The sequence below is a fragment of the bacterium genome, from assembly GCA_016708315.1.
Classification (GTDB): Bacteria; Zixibacteria; MSB-5A5; order CAIYYT01; family CAIYYT01; genus JADJGC01.
In genome coordinates this window covers 49,442-68,889 of sequence record JADJGC010000025.1, presented here as the reverse complement: position 1 = coordinate 68,889, position 19,448 = coordinate 49,442, and the positions used below count along the sequence as shown (strand labels likewise).

Here is a 19,448-nt window from a genome sequence, read left to right as displayed (position 1 = left end):
TCGATATATTAAGACAAGAGACTCTTAATACCGGAATAGGCAATGCTGTTTTCTAAAGGTTGTACATACGCGATTCGCGCCGCGCTGCTGGTGGCGGTGAAAGAGACGCGGGAGGGGCGCAAGTTCATCCCCATTCGGGAACTCGCAGACGAACTCGATCTGTCGTTTCACTTTCTCACCAAGATATTGCAGGTACTCACCGAGGCGGAGATCATGGAGTCCTTCCGTGGTCCAAACGGCGGAATCGGGCTTGCCCGGGAAGCCAACATGATCTCGCTGATCCAGATCATTTCGGCGGTGGATGGGATGTCGCTTTTCTCCGAGTGCGCATTGGGACTTCCCGATTGCGGCGAGGCTAAACCCTGTCCGTTGCATCAATCGTGGTCCAAGCGGCGGGAAGAATTAAAGCGGATGTTCGAAAAGACGACGCTGGCGACACTCGCACTGGACTTCAGCAAAAATAGCTTGAGGAATTAAGGTTGATAGTATGAAGATACCCGCCAATGATGCTGTTCCTATTGCAGATAACCGACTCCGAAATCGGTATTGTAGTTGGGCAGATGACACAGCAAATGAAGCTCAAAATATTACTAGATCAAATGAAAGGACCGTAATCATGACCCTTGGTCGTACTCTCTCAAAAGTGCTCTTGGCGGCATGCATGGTAATCGGCAGTTTGTGGATGAGCGGATGCTCATCGACGCCGGAGACGGATGCCGAACGCCAAGCCAGATGGCAACAAGGAAATCTCACCAGTTGGGAGATCCAGCACGGCATTGGGCCTGTCGTGGAGGATATTAAATTAGCAGCCGTGGACAACGCTTTGGCCGAACGCGGCAAGGCGATATTTGTCCAGAAGTGCGCAACTTGTCACTATCTCGACATGAAGAAGACTGGTCCTCCGCTTCGCGACGTGACCAAACGACGGTCGCCAGAGTATGTCATGAATCAAATCCTGAATCCCGAGCAGATGGGAAAAATGCATCCGGACGGCAGGCAGTTGGTTGCGCAGTACGCGCAGTTCATGACCATCCAAGGTATCACGCGGGACAATGCTTTGGAGTTGCTGGATTTCCTGCGCTCTGAAGCTGGAAACCCACCAGTGCCGATGGAGCAACAGCCGGGCTTCGAACACCGCCGCCCCCGCCTACAGCGGATGCGAAGTGAGATACTCGATGACACAGGTTAATGAGAGTTATTCCAATTGGAAGGAGCGGAAGATGAAGAAGTCCCTTATTGTCGCCATGGGATTTGTCGTATCGATAATTGGCATCGCGGCGTTGTTCTCCGGCTGTTCGCCCAAGAAAGAGGTTGGCGGATTCGGCGATGCGGCGGAAAAGGTCTATGTCGCGCCGGGAGTTATGATGAATTTTACGCCTTCATGTCCGGTGGATTTTCCGGACAGGTTTCGGTATACGGTTTGCCATCAGGGGCGGTTGTTCAGGGTAATTCCAGTGTTTAGCGTCGATCCGGAGAAGGGCTACGGATATTCGGAAGAGACGAAGCCGTTGCTGATGACTTCGCACGGTTTTGTGCCGTGGGATGATGCTCACCACCCGCAGCTGTCGGTGACCGACGGGCAGTCAGATGGCCGGTGGTTGTTCATCAACGGCAACAATACCCCACGTATCGCGCGCATGGATCTCACGACGTTCGAAACCGTGGAGACGATTGAAATTCCCAATTCGGGCGGCAATCACGGTTCACCATTCTTGACTCCGAACAACGAGTATGTGGTAGCCTCAACCCGGTTTAGCGTTCCAATTCCGCAGCAGGATGTGTCTATCTCCTCGTTCAAAGAGAACTTCAAGGGAACGATATCGTTTATTAGCGTCGATTCTGTGAGCGGACGGATGAAGATCGCATTTCAAATTCTCGTGCCGGGAATCAACTACGATCTGTCGCGCTCGGGCAAGGGTCCATCGCACGGCTGGTCATTCTTCAGCTCATACAATTCCGGAACAGGCCAATACCCAACTTGAGGTGAATGCGTCAAAGAACGACAAGGACTTCGTTGCGGCAATTAATTGGAAGCTGGCCGAAGAGCTGATCGCACAGGGTAAGGGTCAAGATTGGACGGCTTCGCATTACCATAATTATATGGACGATGCCGATGTTGGCCAAAGTGAAGTTCTGAACTCGGTCAAGGTGCTGGTGGCCAAGGACCACCCGGGACTGATGTACTACCTGCCGACCCCCAAGTCGCCGCATGGCTGCGACATCGATCCGTCTGGCGAGTACATTGTTGCCGGAGGAAAGCTTGCAGCACTCATACCGGTGCACTCGTTCAGCAAATTAAAGAAGGCTGCTGAAGCCAGCGATTTCGAAGGTGAGTTTGACGGAATACCGATTGTCAAGTATGAGTCGGTAATTGCGGGAGAAGTCAGGGATCCGGGCTTAGGTCCGCTTCACAGAGTTTGACGGGCAGGGTTTCGGGTACACTTCATGTTCTTGTCTTCCGAGATTGTGAAGTGGAAGATCGGAACGTGGGAAGTAGTAGATCGCATCCCGACTTATTATTCGATCGGGCACTTGATGATTCCGGGCGGCGACACCAAGCAGCCATATGGCAAGTATGTTGTCGCGCTGAATAAGATCACCAAGGATCGTTACTTGCCGACCGGACCCGAACTGACGCAATCCGCGCAGTTGATCGATATCACCGGCGACAAGATGAAGCTTCTACTCGACTTCCCGACCATCGGCGAGCCGCATTACGCGCAGGCGCTACCGGCGACGATGATTAAGGACCGCTCCGTGCGGTGGTATCCAATCGCCGAGAACAAGAATCCATTTGCGATCAAGGCCGAGAACGAGTCGCGTATCGAACGCGACGGCAAGACGGTGCATGTGTACATGAGTACGATTCGGACGCACTTTGTTCCGGACAACATTGAAGGGATCAAGGTTGGCGACAAAGTCTACTTCCATGTGACCAATCTCGAACAGGATTGGGATGTTCCACACGGATTCAGTGTGATGGGTGCGACGACATCGGAACTACTTGTCATGCCGGGACAAACCCGCACACTACTGTGGGAGCCGAAGATGGCCGGTGTCATACCGTTCTACTGCACCGATTTCTGTTCGGCGCTGCATCAGGAGATGCAAGGCTGGATCAGGGTTTCCAGTTAGACGTTGATGGAGTCACGTTACTCAACAATAATGATACCGGTTTTCGAGAAATACGGAAACCGGTGATGCCGAACAATGGCAGCAGGAAGCAGGCAAGGAGTCAAATCATGAAACCGCTATCTCGAGCATCAATTGCTGTCGCAGCCCTGTTGCTCACATTGACATACTTCCTGCCCCTGTGGGAAATCGAGTTGATTGCGCCGCAATATCCCGAAGGTTTGGGGATGGAGATTTGGATTAATCAAGTGCAGGGGCAGCATCCGGGTGATCTCGCCAAGATCAACAATCTGAATCACTATATTGGCATGAAGCATATCAAGCCGGAATCAATTCCAGAGCTGCGCATCATGCCGTGGATCATGCGTGCAGTGATGCTGTTTGGATTGGCGGTGGCCATCAGCGGACGAAAATGGATGTTGACAGCGTGGCTTGTTGTTTTCCTGTTAGTCGCATTGGCAGGATTGGTGGATTTCTATCTATGGGGATATGATTACGGCCATAATCTGGATTTGGAAAATGCGATCATCAAAGTGCCGGGTATGACCTATCAACCGCCGTTGATCGGCAGCAAGAAATTGCTGAATTTCGAAGCGGTGTCGTTGCCGGGACTCGGCGGGTGGGCTGCGATTGGGAGTGTCTTGACAGGAGCGCTGATCTGGTTTATGGAAACGCGCAGAGCAAGAAAGGTGATTCCAAATGTCGATTAGGCAAGTAGCGGCAGCGCTGGTAATGACTTTAATAGCGGCTACTCTGATTGGGTGTGCGGGCTATGCACCGGAAGAAATCCATTACGGAACCGACCAGTGTGATTACTGCAAAATGACGATTGCCGATAAGAGTTTCGGTTCCGAGCTGATTACTCAAAAGGGGAAAGTATTGAAATACGATTCCATCGAGTGTTTAGCCGCTGCCGACATGGTATTTGCAAACAAATCGCAGGATGTGCACTCGCGATGGGTTACCGACTTTGGCCAACCGGGTCAATTTCTGGACGCGAACAAGGCCTGGATCGTTCTCGCGGAGCGCCAGAAGAGCCCGATGGGGATTGGTTTGGTCGCGGTGAGTACGGAAGAATCAGCGACGAAACTTATCGATGAAGTTGGCGGCAGAATTGTAACATGGGGCGAGGTTAAGGAAATCGTGACAGTGGCTTGGAAACTGGAGAACAGCAATTGACTCTTTGGTCGAAGTCATGCCGGACAGGGCAGAGCATTCGTCACATCGAATTTTTCCGCCACATTACCGGAGTGCTGACGGCGGTCAGCTTAATCATTGGATCGAAGTCTGCTGTTGCGGATGTGATCACTGTTCAGCCGGGGGGGGCGATTCAAACCGTGTCCGAAGCGCTCTTGCTGGCCATGCCGGGCGATACCGTGCGCGTCGAGTCGGGGACTTACCTTGAGTCGAACCTCCGTGTTATCAAGCCCCTGACACTAATCGGTAACGATTGGCCGGTTGTGGATGCTGCCGGTCGCGGGCCAATATTCGAAGTGACCGCTTCAAATGTCGTAATCGCCGGATTTGAACTTCGCGGCGTCCCGGTCAGTTTCGTCAAAGAACACGCTGCGATTCTACTTAGTGAAACCGAAAACTGCGAAATTCGCGATAATCGTTTTGTCGACAATTTCTTCGCGGTTTATCTGGCGCACTCCAATCGGTGTCGAGTCATTCGAAATTCAATACTCGGTTCAGCGACGGCACTGACTTCCGCCGGCAACGGTGTTCACATGTGGTACTGCAGAGACATTGCAGTTCAGGATAATCAGATCCATGGTCAGCGCGATGGCATCTATTTAGAGTTTGTTAAGCACAGTACTATCAGCGGGAATGACAGTTCGGACAATTTGCGTTACGGGTTGCATTTCATGTACTCTGACAGTTGCCGGTACGAAAAGAATCGTTTTGCCCACAATGGCGCCGGTGTTGCCGTGATGTATACGAGTCAAGTCGATATGCTAGAGAACACTTTTGAAGATAGCTGGGGTGGCGCCTCGTACGGGTTGCTGCTCAAGGATATCAGAGATAGTCGCGTCCTGGGAAATGCCATCACGAGAAACTCCGTCGGTATATACCTCGAGGGCTCGGATCGCATCGTCATTGAAGGAAATCAATTTCATGCCAATGGGTGGGCGATCAAGATCATGGCGAATTGTGTCGGGAGCAAGGTCATAGCTAACGACTTTATTGATAACTCTTTCCAAGTTGCCACCAACAGCAGGCAGAGCTTCAGTGAGTTTGACGGTAATTATTGGAGCACCTATCATGGGTACGATCTTGATCGTGACGGTTTTGGCGACATGCCGTATCGGCCGGTCAGTCTGTATTCTCTGATAGTTGAATCTGAACCGGCGACCATGGTTCTGATTCGCAGCCTTTTGGTCGATTTACTCAATCTCGCGGAGCGCATCATGCCGACACTCACGCCGGAAGCTTTGGCGGACACGAAACCAAGGATGAAGCCGGTCTCATGATAGAAATCACTAATCTCCATAAACGCTTCGGCAAGTTTGTCGCGTTGCACGATGTCTCGCTCTCGATCAAGCGCGGGAGTGTCACAGGCATCATCGGACCCAACGGTTCCGGCAAGTCAACTCTGATCAAGTGCCTGCTCGGTTTGGTTAATCCGACGTCCGGCACGATCACCGTCAATGGATCAGTTCTGGATGGAGCATGCGACTACCGGCAATCGATCGGCTATGTACCGCAGATTGCCCGCTTTCCGCAGGATCTCACCGGCAACGAGATCATTGATATCGTCAAGGGATTGCGGAAGGAGCCCGCCACTTTGGAACGTGAATTGGTCGAGCGGTTCGATTTGCGGCATGAGCTTGCCAAGCGAACACGCGCACTATCTGGCGGAACTCGCCAGAAGTTGAGTATGGTGCTCGCCGGGATGTACGATCCCGAGTTGCTCATCCTCGATGAACCGACAGCGGGACTTGATCCGGTTTCCAACATTCGTCTCAAGCAGTTCATTGGCGATCATCGCAATCAGAAGCGAACGGTTCTCATTACCACGCACATCATGAGTGACTTGGAAGAAATGGTAGACGAGGTTGTCATCATCATTGATGGCCGAATTCGTTTTGCCGGCGCGATCCGGGAACTCAAGCTTCAGACCGGTGAGCTTCGACTTGAAGTAGCTGTTGCACGACTGCTCGAAAGGGAGGCGGCATGAGATTAGCTCTTCACATCGGTTGGTATGCTATCCGTGATGTTGCCCGCAACCGCTGGGGTCTGTTGTATACAGCGTTCTTTCTAATAGTGACAGTCGGATTATTCCAGCTTCAAGCTCAATCTGCCAAGGTTGCGGTGAGTTTGATGAGTATCTGCCTGTTCTTAATTCCGCTGGTCAGTTCATTGTTTGGAACCATTTACTTTTACAACTCGCGTGAGTTCGTGGAGTTAGTCTTGACCCAGCCGGTGAACCGTCGGACGGTGTACGTCGGGATGTTCTGCGGCCTCGGAGCTTCGCTTGTGGCGGGATTCATTCTTGGTGTCGGCCTGCCGTACTTGTTTTTCATGACGATTAGCCAGGAGCAATTGTTGTCGCTGTTGCTATTGCTGACTGTCGGTTCGTTTCTGACCATTATCTTTTTGGCGATTTCATTCCTGTTGGCGACGATTCTTGACGACCGCGGGAAGGGACTGGCGGCAATATTGGGTGTTTGGCTTTTCACGGCCCTTGTTTACGACGGGTTGGTGATGCTGGCAACTATGGCGTTCTCCGACTATCCGCTCGAAACGCCTCTGTTAATTGCGGTGGTGACAAACCCGATCGATCTGGCGAGAGTCACGCTTTTGGTACAGACCGATTGGGCGGCTTTGATGGGATACACCGGAGCGGTGTTCAATCGATTCTTTGGAACAGGTCTGGGTGTTTCGATTGCGGTCGTGGCATTGTGCTTATGGATAGTCACGCCGTTACTTATTGGGTTGCGGCAATTCAGGCATAAGGATCTATAGCCTCTTTAGGGCGATAAACAAAGTTCAGTTATGGGAGCCAAAGTGATTTTCGCGTTTCGCAAAATTATTGAATGTGAAAGCCGCCGGATCGGTTTTCTCTATTTAGTTAGTTGCGCCGTTTTCCTATTGGTAGGTACCGCCTGTGCCTTGGCTGTTCAGGTTGACTTGTCGAAACTGAATCTTGTCTCTCTTGACCCCGAGCAATTCGGCAGAGCGCTTACTCAGCATGGCATGGTCATGGTATTCGTATTTCTTTTGCCACTAATGGCCGGTACGCTCGGGAACTTTGCACTCCCGGCAGCATTGGGAGTCAGGAATCTCGCCATTCCGGGGTTAAGTCTCGTTGGTTGGTTCTGTCATGTCATCGGCGGGATTCTAATCCTCGTAAGCGTTGAACTCGGTTCGTACACCAGCGGGTGGACTATGCTCATGCCTCCCACTGTGTCCAAGCTTCTGTTTGGCTCGCTAATTGTCGGACTCGCTCTCTGCGCTGGCTCAGTTTTCATTCAGGCAATTTGCATTGTTAGTTCCATCCTTTCGCGTCGATGCCGTGCGATCGGCCTAAATCAACTCTCGCTTTCGTCTGGTTTTTTCTTTTTTGGGCGATTATTAATATTCTCGTCGCTCCGGTTCGCATTGTGACGTTGGCGCTGACTTTGGTTGCGCGCAATGATGCAAGCTCATACCTTTCATTGCTTGATCCAGCAGGGATCGTGAGATACCAGCAGTTATTCTGGTTTTATGCCGGTACAGCGATTCTTGCAGTGTTGCTTCCGGCAATTGGAACTACATTCGAAATACTATCAGCTCAATCCCGATCCTTACTTGCATCACGCACGAAGCTCGTTGTAGCGGGGGTATGGTTGAGTCTTCTCATCATGTTGTCCTGGGGGCAAAATCTAGTCACTGCGGCTGATCAGGAAAAACTGGCAGCTACAGGGAGCCTTTTCGCCGCTCTAACAATAGTCCCACTGTTGCTGATTCTTCTCTCATGCCTCAGTATGATGTTTGAAGCCCGCAAGTTCCTGACAGTACCTTTGGCTTTTGTCTGGATACAATTGGCCTCATTGATGATTGCTTCAGTGACTACACTCGCACTCGCAATTCCAGCCCTTGGAGTGTACTTGCATAACTCCTACTTCACCGTGGCGCAACTTCATTTGGTGTTGCTTGGAACAGTCGTGACTTCCTTTCTTGCCGGATTGTTTCACTGGCTACCAACTTTGACGAGCCGCGAATATTCGCGTTCGCTTGGATATCTGGCAGCTGCAGGTATGTTGCTCGGAGGCGCCGTGACTTTTGTGCCTCAGTTTATTCTTGGGACGCTGGGCTCACCAAAAGGCTTGCATTCTTATCCCGAACATTTTCAGACACTTCATGTTCTGTCATCGATTGGCGCAATAGTCTTGGTTGCCTCACTATTGCTGGGAATGGCGACAGCGGCTTGGAGCTGTTATCAAGGAAAACCGAGTTCTGCAGCACAGAGGCTGGACGACGTCGGAGGTGAATTTTCATATCTGCAAATGGCAAACAAGCAAACCGGAGAGGTTGCAAAATGAAGAAAGCCCTACCAATTGCAAGCCCTCAGATCAAGGACTTGATGGCTGAACACAAGGTGATACTTCAGGGCTTAGGTGTCCTGCGGGTTGTGACTGAGCGAATTGAGAAACGTCGCCAAGTCGCCCTAACTGACCTCCGTTTCTTGGAGCGTTTCTTCAAAGTCTATGCTGATAGTATTCACCATCACGCCGAGGAAAGTCTGCTCTTCGATCCGCTTGCTGAGATAGCGCCAAAATCACTTCGACGAATGATGGAGCAGTTAGTCACACAGCACGTCATGGGTCGCTTTTTGGTACACCGAATCTCGGAAGCGATCGACGGAGCGGCCACCGGTCTTCGCGGGTGGCGCAAGAAATTCGTATCGAGTGCCCAAGCATATGACACGTTGTTGTCTTGCCACATTTGTAGCGAAGATCATCACGTGTTTCCAATTGCTGACCGCTTGATTGAGAAGCGAAGTCTACGGATCAAGGCGGAGTCAACCCCGACTCTTAAGCAAAGGATACTCTTGGAGAAGTCTCTAAGCCGATTGGTATCGAGATACGGTGTCGCGGATCAGTCGTCAGGAGTCTTTCAAAATTGTGACCGGAATACCATGAGGTAAGATTCAATCAGCAGACTATTGCCATCATGTTCAGGTACATCCAATCTGAGAAGTTGATTCAACAGGCAACTGTTGGATTTGTTGTTGTCTATCGAAGATGAAAGTAGCGATATTAGGCCAAACACCTTAACTGAAAGGATTTACATGTTAGTTCGTACTTTTGCTTTGATCATCTTGATGCACGTCGCAACACAGAACGGCTTCGGCAAGACTTGTCTGGAATGTCACGAGACTACGACACCAGGCGTGGTTACTGATTGGAGGCTCAGTAAGCACTCCCTGAACGACGTTACTTGCGAAAGCTGTCATGGCTCGGCACACCAGAATGAACTGGACGCTGCCAAGGCAGAAACACCGACTCTCGCAACCTGCGCTCAATGCCACGGGGATCAAGCTGCTCAGTTTGGTAATGGTAAACACGCTCTCGCTTGGGCCTCGATGACCGCGATGCCCACCACACATGCATTACCGATGGCACTTACCGAGGGAATGAAGGGGTGTGGTGGTTGTCACAAGCTCGGAGATAAAGGTGAAGCAGAAGTCAAGAGGCTCAAAGCAGAAGGCTCTAAATTTGGCCATGCCTCATGTGATGCCTGTCACACGCGCCATACTTTTTCAAAGGTTGAAGCCCAACAGCCGCAAGCATGTCAAACCTGTCACATGGGCTTCGACCATCCCCAGTGGGAAATGTACTCAGCATCAAAGCATGGTGTCCGTTATCTGCTCAAGCAAAACGGCACTTTGTCAGAGACGATTGCTGCACCCACGTGTCAAACTTGCCACATGGCCGATGGGAATCACGAAGTCAGGACCGCGTGGGGTTTTCTGGCTGTGAGACTCCCACTTGCTGAGGACTCGGTTTGGAAAGCGGATCAGGTGACCATCCTCCAGGCTCTTGGTGTCCTCGATCCGACAGGCAATCCTACGGGCCGATTGGATGTTGTCAAGGCGGCAGATGTTGCTCGACTCACTCAGGAATCGTTTGATATCGAGCGCAATAAAATGGTGAGTATCTGTGGTGATTGCCACTCAGAGAACTTCGCGAAAGCAGAGCTTGCCAAGGGTGACGACATGATTCGGGAAGCGGATCACCTGCTGGCAGAGGCTATCCGAATCATAGCGAGTCTCTATCAAGATGGTATTTTGGCTAAGCCGGAAGGATACGCAACAGCATTTCCTGATCTGCTGACCTTCCATGATGCACCGACCGTAATCGAACAGCAGCTTTTTCAAATGCACTTGGAGCATCGCATGCGTGCCTTCCAAGGCACCTTTCACGCCAACCCTGACTATGCGCTCTGGTACGGCTGGAGTGAAATGGTTCGAGATCTATCTGAAATCAGAGAGATGGCTGCGGATTTGCGTCGCGAGCATCGATAGCAGCAGTCGATCGGCAGAAGCTTACCGAGATTCACAACGAGGTGGGTCTCGGTGCAAACTGCAAGGTTCAACTGCGAAAGGGCATGCCTGCGACCGGCACCAAGGATTGAATTGGTGCATTACCGCTGAGACTCTTGTAAGCTCTGCATTTTGGAACGGAATCACATCCGGCTCTTAGGCTCAAGGGAGTCTTGAAGTGGCATCTGAACCGAGTGGTCCAGAAGTAGTATGCCGTTGGCCGTCTTGGAGTAACGGCAGGATATAGCGGCAGCCTCATTAATCTTTGAGAATCTCATTCAACTTCGCCTCCCACTCATCTTCTGAAAGAACTTCGAATCGCAAGTCCTTGTCCTTCATTTTAAGACCAAGCTCTGTCCCGGTCTTGGACTTGGCCAGTTTTGTTGCAGATATCGAAGATCTTTCGTATGTAGTCTGTCTTGAAATTACCGGCAAGGTGAAGTCCCTTGGTCTCGATCATTTAGATGAGGTCATAGTTTCGGAGTTTCCTTTGTCGGTCGCAGTATAGATGAAGACGGGGTGGATAGGGTATTATCTCCATCATTTAATGGAGTAGAAGGGAAAAGTCTGTTCAAGATGTTTGCAGATTGTCACAGTTTCCAGCGACCTAACCTGTTGACTAACAAGCTAAGTCGCTGGCTTCTATTTGCTCCCCGCATAGGGCGGAACTCAGAACTTTCGTGCTGACATTTGGCTTATAGATTGAAGCTGACGATCTGATAGCCATGATATTTAGGTTCAATTTCCTCCTGGGTTAGGTTCACCCGTGATGTAGTGCTCCCGACATTTAATCAACAAACTGAGTCAAGAATTCGGAGAGCTGATCCTTCGAGTTGGAATTGGCAGTCTGATTTCATTCGAACTTGTTGCCTATTGAGGCACCGTGTTTATTAGATAAGCAACCGCAATCGACATGGTTGTACTTACCAGTAAATAAGCGATGGCGGAGCGCCGTCCGAATTTTCCCCAAACGACAGTAATCTCGGTGAGGTCTGTAGTCACTCCTACCATGAGCATGACAAAGACAACGCCGAGACTTGCTCCCATTGTGTAGAGTTGACCCGCAAATACGCTGAAACCTTCCGAACACAGTTCAATCACGGCACTTACAGGCACGGCGAGTAAGATTGACCATGGCGATTCGGTTGTTCCGAGGTACTGCTGCACTACGTTAGTCGGCACGAAACCGAGCGCTGCTGCGAGCAATAGGCCAACAACAAGATACTTGCCAAGGTCCCGGAAGTTGTCCCAAGCATTCCGCAGCACTCCTGTAAATCGCCCCTGCCAACCAACGTGTTGATGTTCTGTTCGAACATCACAGCCATCAGAGCAAGCGTCGACACAAGTTTCGTTCGCATGGTCGACACCCGACTTTGGTGCTTCTATGAGGCGATGCTTTTCGAGATACGATAATACGAGGCCTGAAAGAAATGCGGCGATCACGGCACAAGACATTAGAAGTGCCGTATTAGGTACTCCAAGAAAGTTGCTCAATACAAGGAACTGCGGCACGCCGGACCAAGGCGTTGCTAATAGAAACGTTAAAGCCACGGCGGTGCTTGCTCCCTTTCGCGCAAAGATACCGCCATTGGGATTGCTCCGCATGAACAAGTCGATGCAACCAACCCAGATATGGCCGCCTTGAAGATGGATAAAGGGTCATTGCGACCGAAATGGCGGGCGATGAATGTGCGAGGAACGAATTCTGCAACTACTCCTGCGGCAAGAAATCCGACCAAGAACCAAACCCAGAGGTCGCCGATGAGCGTGCCCAGTGCCAAGAAGTATTGTTGTATGTAAGTCATCAATTTTAAGTCAGACTCATGTTCGTGACGCAGTCAATCAACTGTTTGCCCAATTCGGTGCGTCTGCTCAATCTCACTTAGGGCCTTGTCCGAAAATGGACCATACCGCCGCCATACATGTCCGCGTCGATGTTCATCAGCATGCCGCTTAGCCCCATATTGCCGTGTTGCTGCAGCGACTTCTTTAGTTCGCGTAAAGTACTCTCCATGTTAGAGAATACTCTACGCGGATTTGGGCTTACGTGCCTGTGGCTTCTGGAGCAGGAGTTGGCCCATGAAATATACGATACAGCGCAGGCAAAACGACGAGCGTTAGAAAGGTCGACGACAATATGCCCCCGATTACAACAGTCGCAAGTGGCCGTTGCACTTCCGCACCTGATCCGGTAGCAATCGCCATCGGTACAAAGCCGAGGGAGGCTACAAGAGCGGTCATAAGTACTGGACGCAACCGCGTAAGGGCACCGCGACTGATCGCATCTTCAAGTGGTAGGCCTTCGTCGCGCAACTTGTTAATGAATGACACCATGACGAGACCGTTCAGCACAGCAATTCCCGAAAGTGCAATGAATCCGACTCCGGCTGAAATGGAGAGTGGAATCCCTCGAAACCAGAGTGTTAAGATGCCGCCAGTGAGTGCAAGTGGAATGCCCGTGAATACAAGTATCGAGTCTTTTATCGAATTGAATGTAGCGAAAAGCAGCGCAAAGATGAGTAGCAAGGCGACCGGCACTACAAACAACAGACGCTCCTTTGCGGCAAGGAGATTTTCGAACTGACCACCCCAGGTCTTCCAATACCCTGCCGGTAGCTTTACCTCCACGTTTATTCGGCGCTGTGCGTCCTCGACAAATGAGCCGATGTCGCGTCCGCGAACGTTGGCCTGCACTACGACACGACGTTTTCCATTTTCACGGCTAATTTGGTTCGGTCCTTGGCGATACTAATGTTAGCGATAGCGCCGAGAGTCACATAGCCGGGATCGACTCGAGGAAAACGCAAAGCTCGTAAGTTTTGCACCGGAACCACTCTCCCATGGCGATCCGGCAAAGGAATTGGCAGGAACTCCGAGCCTCAACGTCTCGGCGAACCTCCTCCGGCAACCGAACGACGAGCTCAAATCGGCGATCACCTTCGATAGACTTCTCCAACCGAAGTGCCACCGACAGCGACCTCTACGACCTCTTGCACATCGGCGATATTGAGCCCATAACGGGCGACTGAATTGCGATCGATGTCGATTGTCAGAATCGGTAGTCCAGAGACTTGGTCTACTTTTACGTCTGCTGCCCTGGGATGTCTTGAAGGATACTCGCAATTTGTTGACCGCTTTTGAGCATCACGTCCAGATCATCGCCGAAGATCTTTACTGCGACGTCGCTTCGAATGCCGGAGATAAGCTCGTTGAAGCGCATCTGAATGGGCTGAGTGAATTCGTAATTATTGCCCGGCAAATCAGCGATAACGCCTTCGACCTCTTTGACAAGAGTTGTCTTCAGTTTGTCCGGGTCGGACCATGCAGAACGGGGTTTCATAATTATAAAGACGTCTGATACAGATGGAGGCATCGGATCAGTAGCTACCTCCTGTGTACCAGTCTGCGCATAAACTCGTTCGACCTCGGGCACAGTCAGGATTGCCTTTTCAAGGTGATTCTGCATTTCAACCGCTTGTGACAGGCTGGTCGATGGTATACGCATTGCTTGAACTGCCATGTCGCCTTCGTCAAGCTGGGGGATAAACTCACTTCCCATACGAGTCGAAACCAGCAAGCAAAACGCAACGAATGCGGTCGCAACCGTGACAACAGCCCACCGATTGTGAATTGCCCCGTGGAGGAGCGGCTCGTACACTCGTTTTGCACCTCGGACGATGATACTTTCCTTTTCAGATTCGGCCAGACAGGAAAATGAGCAATCCCCGCCGGAATGAAAGTAAGGTGAAGATGAGCGCTCCGCCCAAAGCGAGTAGCACGGTTTCTGCCATAGGCAAAAACATCTTTCCTTCGACTCCCTCTAAAGTGAGAATCGGCAAGTATACGATCATGATAATACCAACACCGAAGAGCGTTGGCCTGGCGACCTCGCGTGCGCTCTCGAATGCTTCTTCCAATCGTTCACCACGCGAAAGCACCCTTCCCAAGTGCTGTTGCCGTTCAGCAAATCGCCTTATGATATTTTCTACCATCACAACAGCGCCATCGACAATAATGCCGAAGTCGATTGCTCCGAGACTCATCAAATTGCCGCTAATCTTTGACTGTACCATCCCTGTTACAGCAAAAAGCATTGAGAGTGGAATTGTCAGAGATACCAAGAGTGCGGCTCGGAAGTTTCCCACCAACACAAACAGCACGACGACTACCAGGACTGCGCCTTCGAAGAGGTTGTTACGGACGGTACGTAAAGTGGCATCAACTAACTGAGTCCGGTCCCGCACCGTCCGCGCAATTACGCCTTCGGGTAGACTCTTATTAACTTCCTCCATCTTATCGCCAACACGCTTCGCAACTGTTCGACTGTTTTCACCCAGCAGCATAAAGACTGAACCTAAGACAACTTCTTCACCGTTTTCAGTGGCAGCGCCTGTGCGTAGTTGCTTTCCGAGATTTACGTTCGCAACGTCGCGGATAAAGATGGGGGTTCCGTCATCCTCGCCTACAATGATATTCTGAATATCGCTGATATCACTCACCAACCCAGGCACGCGGATAAGGTACTGCTCACCCTATGCTCGATGTAACCTGCCCGGCGCTTGTGTTGTTCCGTGAAAGTCCCTCCATGACATCGTGAAAGCTTAGCCCGCAAGAGACGAGCTTAGTCGGATCGGGAGTCACGTGGAACTGTTTCTCATAGCCTCCAATAGTATTGACTTCGGTAACACCCGGAACGGTTCGCAATTGAGGTTTGACGACCCAATCTTGAATTTCACGAAGGTCAGTCGAAGTGTAAGGCAAGCCATCCAGCTTGGTCGCTCCCGGCTCCGCTTCAATCGTCCAACTGTAGATTTCGCCCAGGCCAGTGGAGATCGGCCCCATGGTAGGTTCTCCGGCTGTTGGAGGCAGATTTCCTTTAGCCTCCTGTAAGCGTTAGTTGAAGTTGGCGTGCAAAATGATGTTCGTGCCGTCGATAAACACCACGGTAACCTGCGAGAGTCCGTAACGCGATAGCGATCGCGTGTACTGAACACCGGGGATGCCGCCCATGGCTGTTTCAATTGTAAATGTGATTTGTTTTTCGACTTCCAATGGTGACATGGCAGGAGCTTCGGTATTGATCTGCACCTGCACATTGGTAATGTCGGGTACGGCATCGATTGGCAGTTTGTTGAAATTGAAAATGCCGAGCACCGCAATACCCGCCGCTGCAATCATGATCAGCCATCGGTGTTGAATCGAGAAGTTGAGAATCTTGTCAAGCATGAGTCATACTCCTATACCGCGTCCGAACCGGTTTGACCAGTCCGAATTCGCGTGACTACGGCCACTTCGCAGAGACTTATGATACCGTCGCCTGGGTTGCCGGTGTGTGCCTTTGAAGCGATAACGTCGACGATCTCGGAACATTGTTCGTCACTACAGACAATGATAGACACTCTCTGTCATGATACTGAAGTTCGTCTTCTGTCTGTACGAAGCTGCCGCCTTGTCCACGACCACGACCCAATCCACGGCATTTTGTGACGGTCATGCCTGGAAAGTGTGAAAGTTCTTCGAGCCCTTCGCGGACACGCGAGAGCATATGCGGCTGTATTATTGCTCTAATCTCTTTCATGTTGCTCTCCTAATGTTCGTGTGCTGCTTCAGATTTGCCTCGTTCCGCCTTCAGTAAGAAACTGTTGGAGGCGGCGTACTCGCCCAATGCGAGTCCGTGTAATATTTCCACGGTCTGGCCATCGGAGCGGCCAAGCTCGACTGAACGAACAGTAAATCCGCCAGCAGCGCGTACAAAGACGCTCGGTTTTCCCTCGACGGTCTGTATCGCTTCATCAGGTACTGCAAGGGGCACAGAAAATTGGTCGATCGTGATCCGGGCCGTCACGAAAACACCCGGTTGCCACATTCGATTCCTGTTCTGAAGCACTACCCGTGCGCTACCGTGCGAGTCTTCTCTCCCCACAATTGGGCCGACATAGTCTATGCTCCCTTCGGCAACGTCGCCAATTCCGGTAGCGGTTAGTCGTACTTTTAGTCCCTTCTTGACCTGCTGCATATATTTCGCATAAACACTGATCTTCGCCCAGACGGTTGACAGGTCTGCAACTACGTAGACATCAGTATCGTCTCGGACAAATTCCCAAGTGTCAAGTGCTTTTCAATAATGGTTCCACTGACAAGTGATTTCACTTCGTATGGAGCAACGCTTTGATTACTCTGAATGACAGCTAAGGCTTCGCCCTCTTGAACCTCGTCACCCAAGTCCTTGTAAACTTTTTGTGCGATACCTGGGAATCGAGGAACAATATGCGCCACTTTGTCGGCGTTGAGTACAATCTCACCCGGCATTTCGATCTCAAATCGAATCACGCCAGGTCCAGCTTTGGCAAACGTCACATCATTTTCAATAAGGTGCTCATCGCTCAGGCTAATCACCTCATCGGCGTGTTCCCCTTCGGATTCCTCGCCGCCCTCGTGGTCGTGTCCCTCGTGACTCTCTTCGGCGTGTTCGTCTTCGCTGTGTCCGTCAACTTTGCCCTCCTCTTCGTGAGCGGGTTGGTCGCCGGATCCTTCTGCATGCGCTGCGTGATCGTGTTCGTCAGTAGCTGCCGGTGGCTCGCTTCGAAGCACGAGAAATCCGGCGACAGCCAATACTGCGACCGCTACAATGGTTATGAGTACAGATGTCTTCATGGCTATCTCCTCACCGGACTTAATCGGTGACCAATTAGTTGTTCTATTTCGGCAGTCGACCGAGCTCCAGCAACGAGTGCATCAATCACGCTCTGAAGTTCAGACAACGTTCGCTGGGCGTCGAGTACGTTTATGTAAGGTTGCGAGCCAAGCCGATAAGCGAAGTCGATTTCCTCCATCGCCTCTTGGGCGGGCGGGATCACCTGTTCCCTGAGAACACTGACTTGTTTCCGCTGAACCTTCGCAAGCACCAGTAGTTGACTAATCTCGCCCACGATCCTTTGGCGGGTCGCTGCCAGCTCCGCTTCCGACTGGCTCAACCGTGCAACGGCTTCGGCAACACCACCCTGGTTTCGATTGAAGAAAGGCAATGGGATTGCAGCCCAAACCAAAAATGCATTGCTGCCCTCGTCGTGAAGTCGTCGGTAGCCTGCTCCTAAACTTACATCGGGTTTGCCGGTAGCCTTTGCCAAACGGATCTCCGCGTTTCTGGCACGCACTTGTTCGCGAAGGCTTGCCAATTCCGGATTGTCTTCAATTTGGAATTCTCGGGTACTTGTCGATTCGGAAATCAACCAATCGTCAAGTGAGCCTTCAACACGGAATCCGCTCTCTGCCGAGCCCCACAATGACGCGAGCGCCAGGCGGTGCTGTGCGGCAATAGCCTCGGCGGTTGAAAGTTCGATTTCCGCCAGCTTGGTTGTTGATTGTGCTCGGAGTAGTTCTGCCTTGGGCACAGCGCCATCAGCAACTTTGGTTCCAACAGCTTCTTCGATCTTGCGTGAGAGGTCGAGTCTTTGGCGGGTTAGAGAAAAACTTGCGCCAGCTCCAAGTGCCGAGACAAATGTTATTGTAACCGACTGATACAGATCAAGGAGAGGCTGCTGCGCCAAATACCTTTCCGCCGAAAGTTCCGCTTCGGCTACCGCCTGTCTCGCGCCGCGCTTACCGAACAATTCAAATGGCTGCTCGACGCCAATGGTCGTTTGAGCTGGAGAGGACTTTTCACCCCTCCCAAAGTCCTCTACTTCTGCGGAGAACTCCGGATTTGGTCGATAACCGCTTTGCTGAAGTCGCCCTTGGGCTGCAGTGATTCTGGCTCGTGCAATGCCGACAAGCGGATTGCGGGAAATCGCGAGCCCCAAGGCATCAGAGATTGAGATTACGGTGTCTGCTGTGACATTCACACCAAGAGAGACACCCGACTCACCAAAGATACCAGGTAGCTCGAGCGTGTCCGTTAGTTGGGTTTCGGCAGTAGCCAAGGTAGAGCAAGCAAGTACTTCGAAAATCAAAAAGGCAAGTGTCAGTTTCTTCATCAATTATCCTCCAAGCATTGTAACAAGCTATCCCCAAGGGAGAGCAATGAGCCCGCGTAATCGCAGGGCGTGATATCAAGTCAGGAATGCTTAGAGAATCAGCAGCGGATTACGCCGCTAAGGAGGAGCGCAATTGCAGGAGTTGCATGGGCCGAGTCGAAGAAACAATATCGAATAAGGTCGTCGGTTTCAGCTAATGGAGCGGTGGAGCTGCATAGTGAACCAAGTGGTATGCCAACTGGAATCTGTAATAACGAAGCATTTGTGTTTGGAGCGGTCCGAAGTGCAGAATCAATTCGATATGCCACATCGACGCAAGAACCACAATCATTATCGATGCCGCAGAGTTCACTGTTGTATTGGTCGTTTGGCTTTGCGTCTGCGGTGCAACACGCTGACCAGGCCGACTCGAGCTCCATGTGCCCTGATTCGCCTACGCACAGAACATTCAGTCCGCGAATGGGAGCATTGCAAATCAGCAGAAGTATTACCCAGACGTATAGTGGTTTCATGAGACTGTCCAAAAACATAACATTAAGATATCCAGTTCAACCACAAGATCAAAGACTAAAATTATCTATACTCCAACGAATTACATTTCGGATAGAGATCGCGCAATTTGAGTTTCGCCCTCGGTTTAACAATCAAAGCTTGGAGATGTTCCCAGGGTCAAGCCAGCTAAACAGTCGCAATATCTTGTCGCCATTGCCTATAGTTTAATTGATTACCTGGATCATTATAGTAGTGTTTCGCCGTTAAGTCGGAGTTTCTGTAATCCCAATCGACCCGTAAATCCCTGCCGCAATTGCCCT

At 51.1% G+C, this 19,448-nt stretch carries 21 protein-coding genes and 3 pseudogenes; 12 read left to right on the top strand and 12 right to left on the bottom strand.

The genetic code is table 11. The features are described 5' to 3' along the window. Positions 1–42 precede the first annotated feature (42 nt). From IPH59_17645 to IPH59_17590, 12 genes and pseudogenes are all read left to right on the top strand, one after another. A pseudogene (locus tag IPH59_17645) lies at positions 43–477 on the top strand (Rrf2 family transcriptional regulator). Positions 478–661: 184 nt separating this feature from the next. Then, positions 662–1,189: a cytochrome c gene (locus tag IPH59_17640; protein MBK7093508.1), complete on the top strand. Its 528-nt coding sequence runs from the start codon at positions 662–664 to the stop codon at positions 1,187–1,189. A gap of 55 nt (positions 1,190–1,244) precedes the next feature. Continuing rightward, positions 1,245–3,135, top strand: a pseudogene (gene nosZ, locus IPH59_17635) (Sec-dependent nitrous-oxide reductase). 107 nt (positions 3,136–3,242) lie between these two features. After that, a complete protein-coding gene (locus IPH59_17630; protein MBK7093507.1) occupies positions 3,243–3,842 on the top strand; it encodes a hypothetical protein in 600 nt (199 codons plus the stop codon). Continuing rightward, complete coding sequence (locus IPH59_17625) at positions 3,832–4,311, top strand: nitrous oxide reductase accessory protein NosL (GenBank protein ID MBK7093506.1); 480 nt, start codon at positions 3,832–3,834, stop codon at positions 4,309–4,311. The genes IPH59_17630 and IPH59_17625 overlap by 11 nt, the downstream gene beginning before the upstream one ends. Further along, positions 4,308–5,606, top strand: coding sequence for a nitrous oxide reductase family maturation protein NosD (locus IPH59_17620; protein ID MBK7093505.1), 1,299 nt, complete (start codon positions 4,308–4,310; stop codon positions 5,604–5,606). Before IPH59_17625 ends, IPH59_17620 begins: the two co-directional genes overlap by 4 nt. Then, positions 5,603–6,313 (top strand): ABC transporter ATP-binding protein, encoded by a 711-nt coding sequence (locus IPH59_17615; protein MBK7093504.1) that lies wholly within the window; start codon positions 5,603–5,605, stop codon positions 6,311–6,313. The genes IPH59_17620 and IPH59_17615 overlap by 4 nt, the downstream gene beginning before the upstream one ends. Further along, positions 6,310–7,101 (top strand): ABC transporter permease subunit, encoded by a 792-nt coding sequence (locus IPH59_17610; protein ID MBK7093503.1) that lies wholly within the window; start codon positions 6,310–6,312, stop codon positions 7,099–7,101. The genes IPH59_17615 and IPH59_17610 overlap by 4 nt, the downstream gene beginning before the upstream one ends. Positions 7,102–7,143: 42 nt before the next feature. Next, positions 7,144–7,743: a cbb3-type cytochrome c oxidase subunit I gene (locus IPH59_17605; GenBank protein ID MBK7093502.1), complete on the top strand. Its 600-nt coding sequence runs from the start codon at positions 7,144–7,146 to the stop codon at positions 7,741–7,743. Next, positions 7,647–8,660, top strand: a complete 1,014-nt coding sequence (locus IPH59_17600; GenBank protein MBK7093501.1) for a cbb3-type cytochrome c oxidase subunit I — start codon at positions 7,647–7,649, stop codon at positions 8,658–8,660. The genes IPH59_17605 and IPH59_17600 overlap by 97 nt, the downstream gene beginning before the upstream one ends. Beyond that, positions 8,657–9,265, top strand: a complete 609-nt coding sequence (locus tag IPH59_17595; GenBank protein ID MBK7093500.1) for a hemerythrin domain-containing protein — start codon at positions 8,657–8,659, stop codon at positions 9,263–9,265. Before IPH59_17600 ends, IPH59_17595 begins: the two co-directional genes overlap by 4 nt. Positions 9,266–9,409: 144 nt before the next feature. Further along, on the top strand, positions 9,410–10,645 hold the full coding sequence (locus tag IPH59_17590; GenBank protein ID MBK7093499.1) for a cytochrome C: 1,236 nt from the start codon (positions 9,410–9,412) through the stop codon (positions 10,643–10,645). An 888-nt stretch (positions 10,646–11,533) separates the two neighbouring features. Here IPH59_17590 and IPH59_17585 read toward each other — a convergent pair. The 12 genes and pseudogenes from IPH59_17585 to IPH59_17530 all read right to left on the bottom strand — a co-directional run bounded on the left by IPH59_17585 (position 11,534) and on the right by IPH59_17530 (position 18,636). Further along, the gene (locus IPH59_17585) at positions 11,534–12,214 is read right to left on the bottom strand and encodes a permease (protein ID MBK7093498.1); all 681 of its coding nucleotides are present in this window, start codon (positions 12,212–12,214) and stop codon (positions 11,534–11,536) included. Beyond that, on the bottom strand, positions 12,205–12,468 hold the full coding sequence (locus IPH59_17580) for a permease (protein MBK7093497.1): 264 nt from the start codon (positions 12,466–12,468) through the stop codon (positions 12,205–12,207). The genes IPH59_17585 and IPH59_17580 overlap by 10 nt, the downstream gene beginning before the upstream one ends. A 238-nt stretch (positions 12,469–12,706) precedes the next feature. Beyond that, positions 12,707–13,390: an efflux RND transporter permease subunit gene (locus IPH59_17575; GenBank protein MBK7093496.1), complete on the bottom strand. Its 684-nt coding sequence runs from the start codon at positions 13,388–13,390 to the stop codon at positions 12,707–12,709. Between the two features lie 206 nt (positions 13,391–13,596). Then, a pseudogene (locus IPH59_17570) lies at positions 13,597–13,770 on the bottom strand (efflux RND transporter permease subunit). Further along, the gene (locus IPH59_17565; GenBank protein MBK7093495.1) at positions 13,746–14,321 is read right to left on the bottom strand and encodes an efflux RND transporter permease subunit; all 576 of its coding nucleotides are present in this window, start codon (positions 14,319–14,321) and stop codon (positions 13,746–13,748) included. Before IPH59_17565 ends, IPH59_17570 begins: the two are co-directional and overlap by 25 nt. Positions 14,322–14,355: 34 nt before the next feature. After that, entirely contained in the window at positions 14,356–15,162 is an 807-nt protein-coding gene (locus IPH59_17560) for an efflux RND transporter permease subunit (GenBank protein MBK7093494.1), read from the bottom strand. 28 nt (positions 15,163–15,190) lie between these two features. After that, a complete protein-coding gene (locus IPH59_17555; protein MBK7093493.1) occupies positions 15,191–15,532 on the bottom strand; it encodes an efflux RND transporter permease subunit in 342 nt (113 codons plus the stop codon). 24 nt (positions 15,533–15,556) lie between these two features. Further along, a complete protein-coding gene (locus IPH59_17550) occupies positions 15,557–15,889 on the bottom strand; it encodes an efflux RND transporter permease subunit (GenBank protein ID MBK7093492.1) in 333 nt (110 codons plus the stop codon). Positions 15,890–15,965: 76 nt separating this feature from the next. Beyond that, positions 15,966–16,241: a hypothetical protein gene (locus IPH59_17545; protein MBK7093491.1), complete on the bottom strand. Its 276-nt coding sequence runs from the start codon at positions 16,239–16,241 to the stop codon at positions 15,966–15,968. 9 nt (positions 16,242–16,250) lie between these two features. Then, entirely contained in the window at positions 16,251–16,721 is a 471-nt protein-coding gene (locus IPH59_17540) for an efflux RND transporter periplasmic adaptor subunit (protein ID MBK7093490.1), read from the bottom strand. An 8-nt stretch (positions 16,722–16,729) separates the two neighbouring features. Further along, complete coding sequence (locus IPH59_17535) at positions 16,730–17,317, bottom strand: hypothetical protein (GenBank protein MBK7093489.1); 588 nt, start codon at positions 17,315–17,317, stop codon at positions 16,730–16,732. A 2-nt stretch (positions 17,318–17,319) separates the two neighbouring features. Further along, positions 17,320–18,636: a TolC family protein gene (locus IPH59_17530; GenBank protein ID MBK7093488.1), complete on the bottom strand. Its 1,317-nt coding sequence runs from the start codon at positions 18,634–18,636 to the stop codon at positions 17,320–17,322. Positions 18,637–19,448 lie beyond the last annotated feature (812 nt).

Excerpts from the sequence above, each read along its gene's own strand:
- IPH59_17640 (MBK7093508.1), top strand. The coding sequence starts at position 662 with ATGGTAATCGGCAGTTTGTGGATGAGCGGATGCTCATCGACGCCGGAG.
- IPH59_17630 (MBK7093507.1), top strand. The coding sequence starts at position 3,243 with ATGAAACCGCTATCTCGAGCATCAATTGCTGTCGCAGCCCTGTTGCTC.
- IPH59_17625 (MBK7093506.1), top strand. The coding sequence starts at position 3,832 with ATGTCGATTAGGCAAGTAGCGGCAGCGCTGGTAATGACTTTAATAGCG.
- IPH59_17615 (MBK7093504.1), top strand. The coding sequence starts at position 5,603 with ATGATAGAAATCACTAATCTCCATAAACGCTTCGGCAAGTTTGTCGCG.
- IPH59_17610 (MBK7093503.1), top strand. The coding sequence starts at position 6,310 with ATGAGATTAGCTCTTCACATCGGTTGGTATGCTATCCGTGATGTTGCC.
- IPH59_17600 (MBK7093501.1), top strand. The coding sequence starts at position 7,647 with ATGCCGTGCGATCGGCCTAAATCAACTCTCGCTTTCGTCTGGTTTTTT.
- IPH59_17595 (MBK7093500.1), top strand. The coding sequence starts at position 8,657 with ATGAAGAAAGCCCTACCAATTGCAAGCCCTCAGATCAAGGACTTGATG.
- IPH59_17590 (MBK7093499.1), top strand. The coding sequence starts at position 9,410 with ATGTTAGTTCGTACTTTTGCTTTGATCATCTTGATGCACGTCGCAACA.
- IPH59_17580 (MBK7093497.1), bottom strand. The coding sequence starts at position 12,468 with ATGACTTACATACAACAATACTTCTTGGCACTGGGCACGCTCATCGGC.
- IPH59_17550 (MBK7093492.1), bottom strand. The coding sequence starts at position 15,889 with ATGCTTGACAAGATTCTCAACTTCTCGATTCAACACCGATGGCTGATC.
- IPH59_17545 (MBK7093491.1), bottom strand. The coding sequence starts at position 16,241 with ATGAAAGAGATTAGAGCAATAATACAGCCGCATATGCTCTCGCGTGTC.
- IPH59_17535 (MBK7093489.1), bottom strand. The coding sequence starts at position 17,317 with ATGAAGACATCTGTACTCATAACCATTGTAGCGGTCGCAGTATTGGCT.
- IPH59_17530 (MBK7093488.1), bottom strand. The coding sequence starts at position 18,636 with ATGAAGAAACTGACACTTGCCTTTTTGATTTTCGAAGTACTTGCTTGC.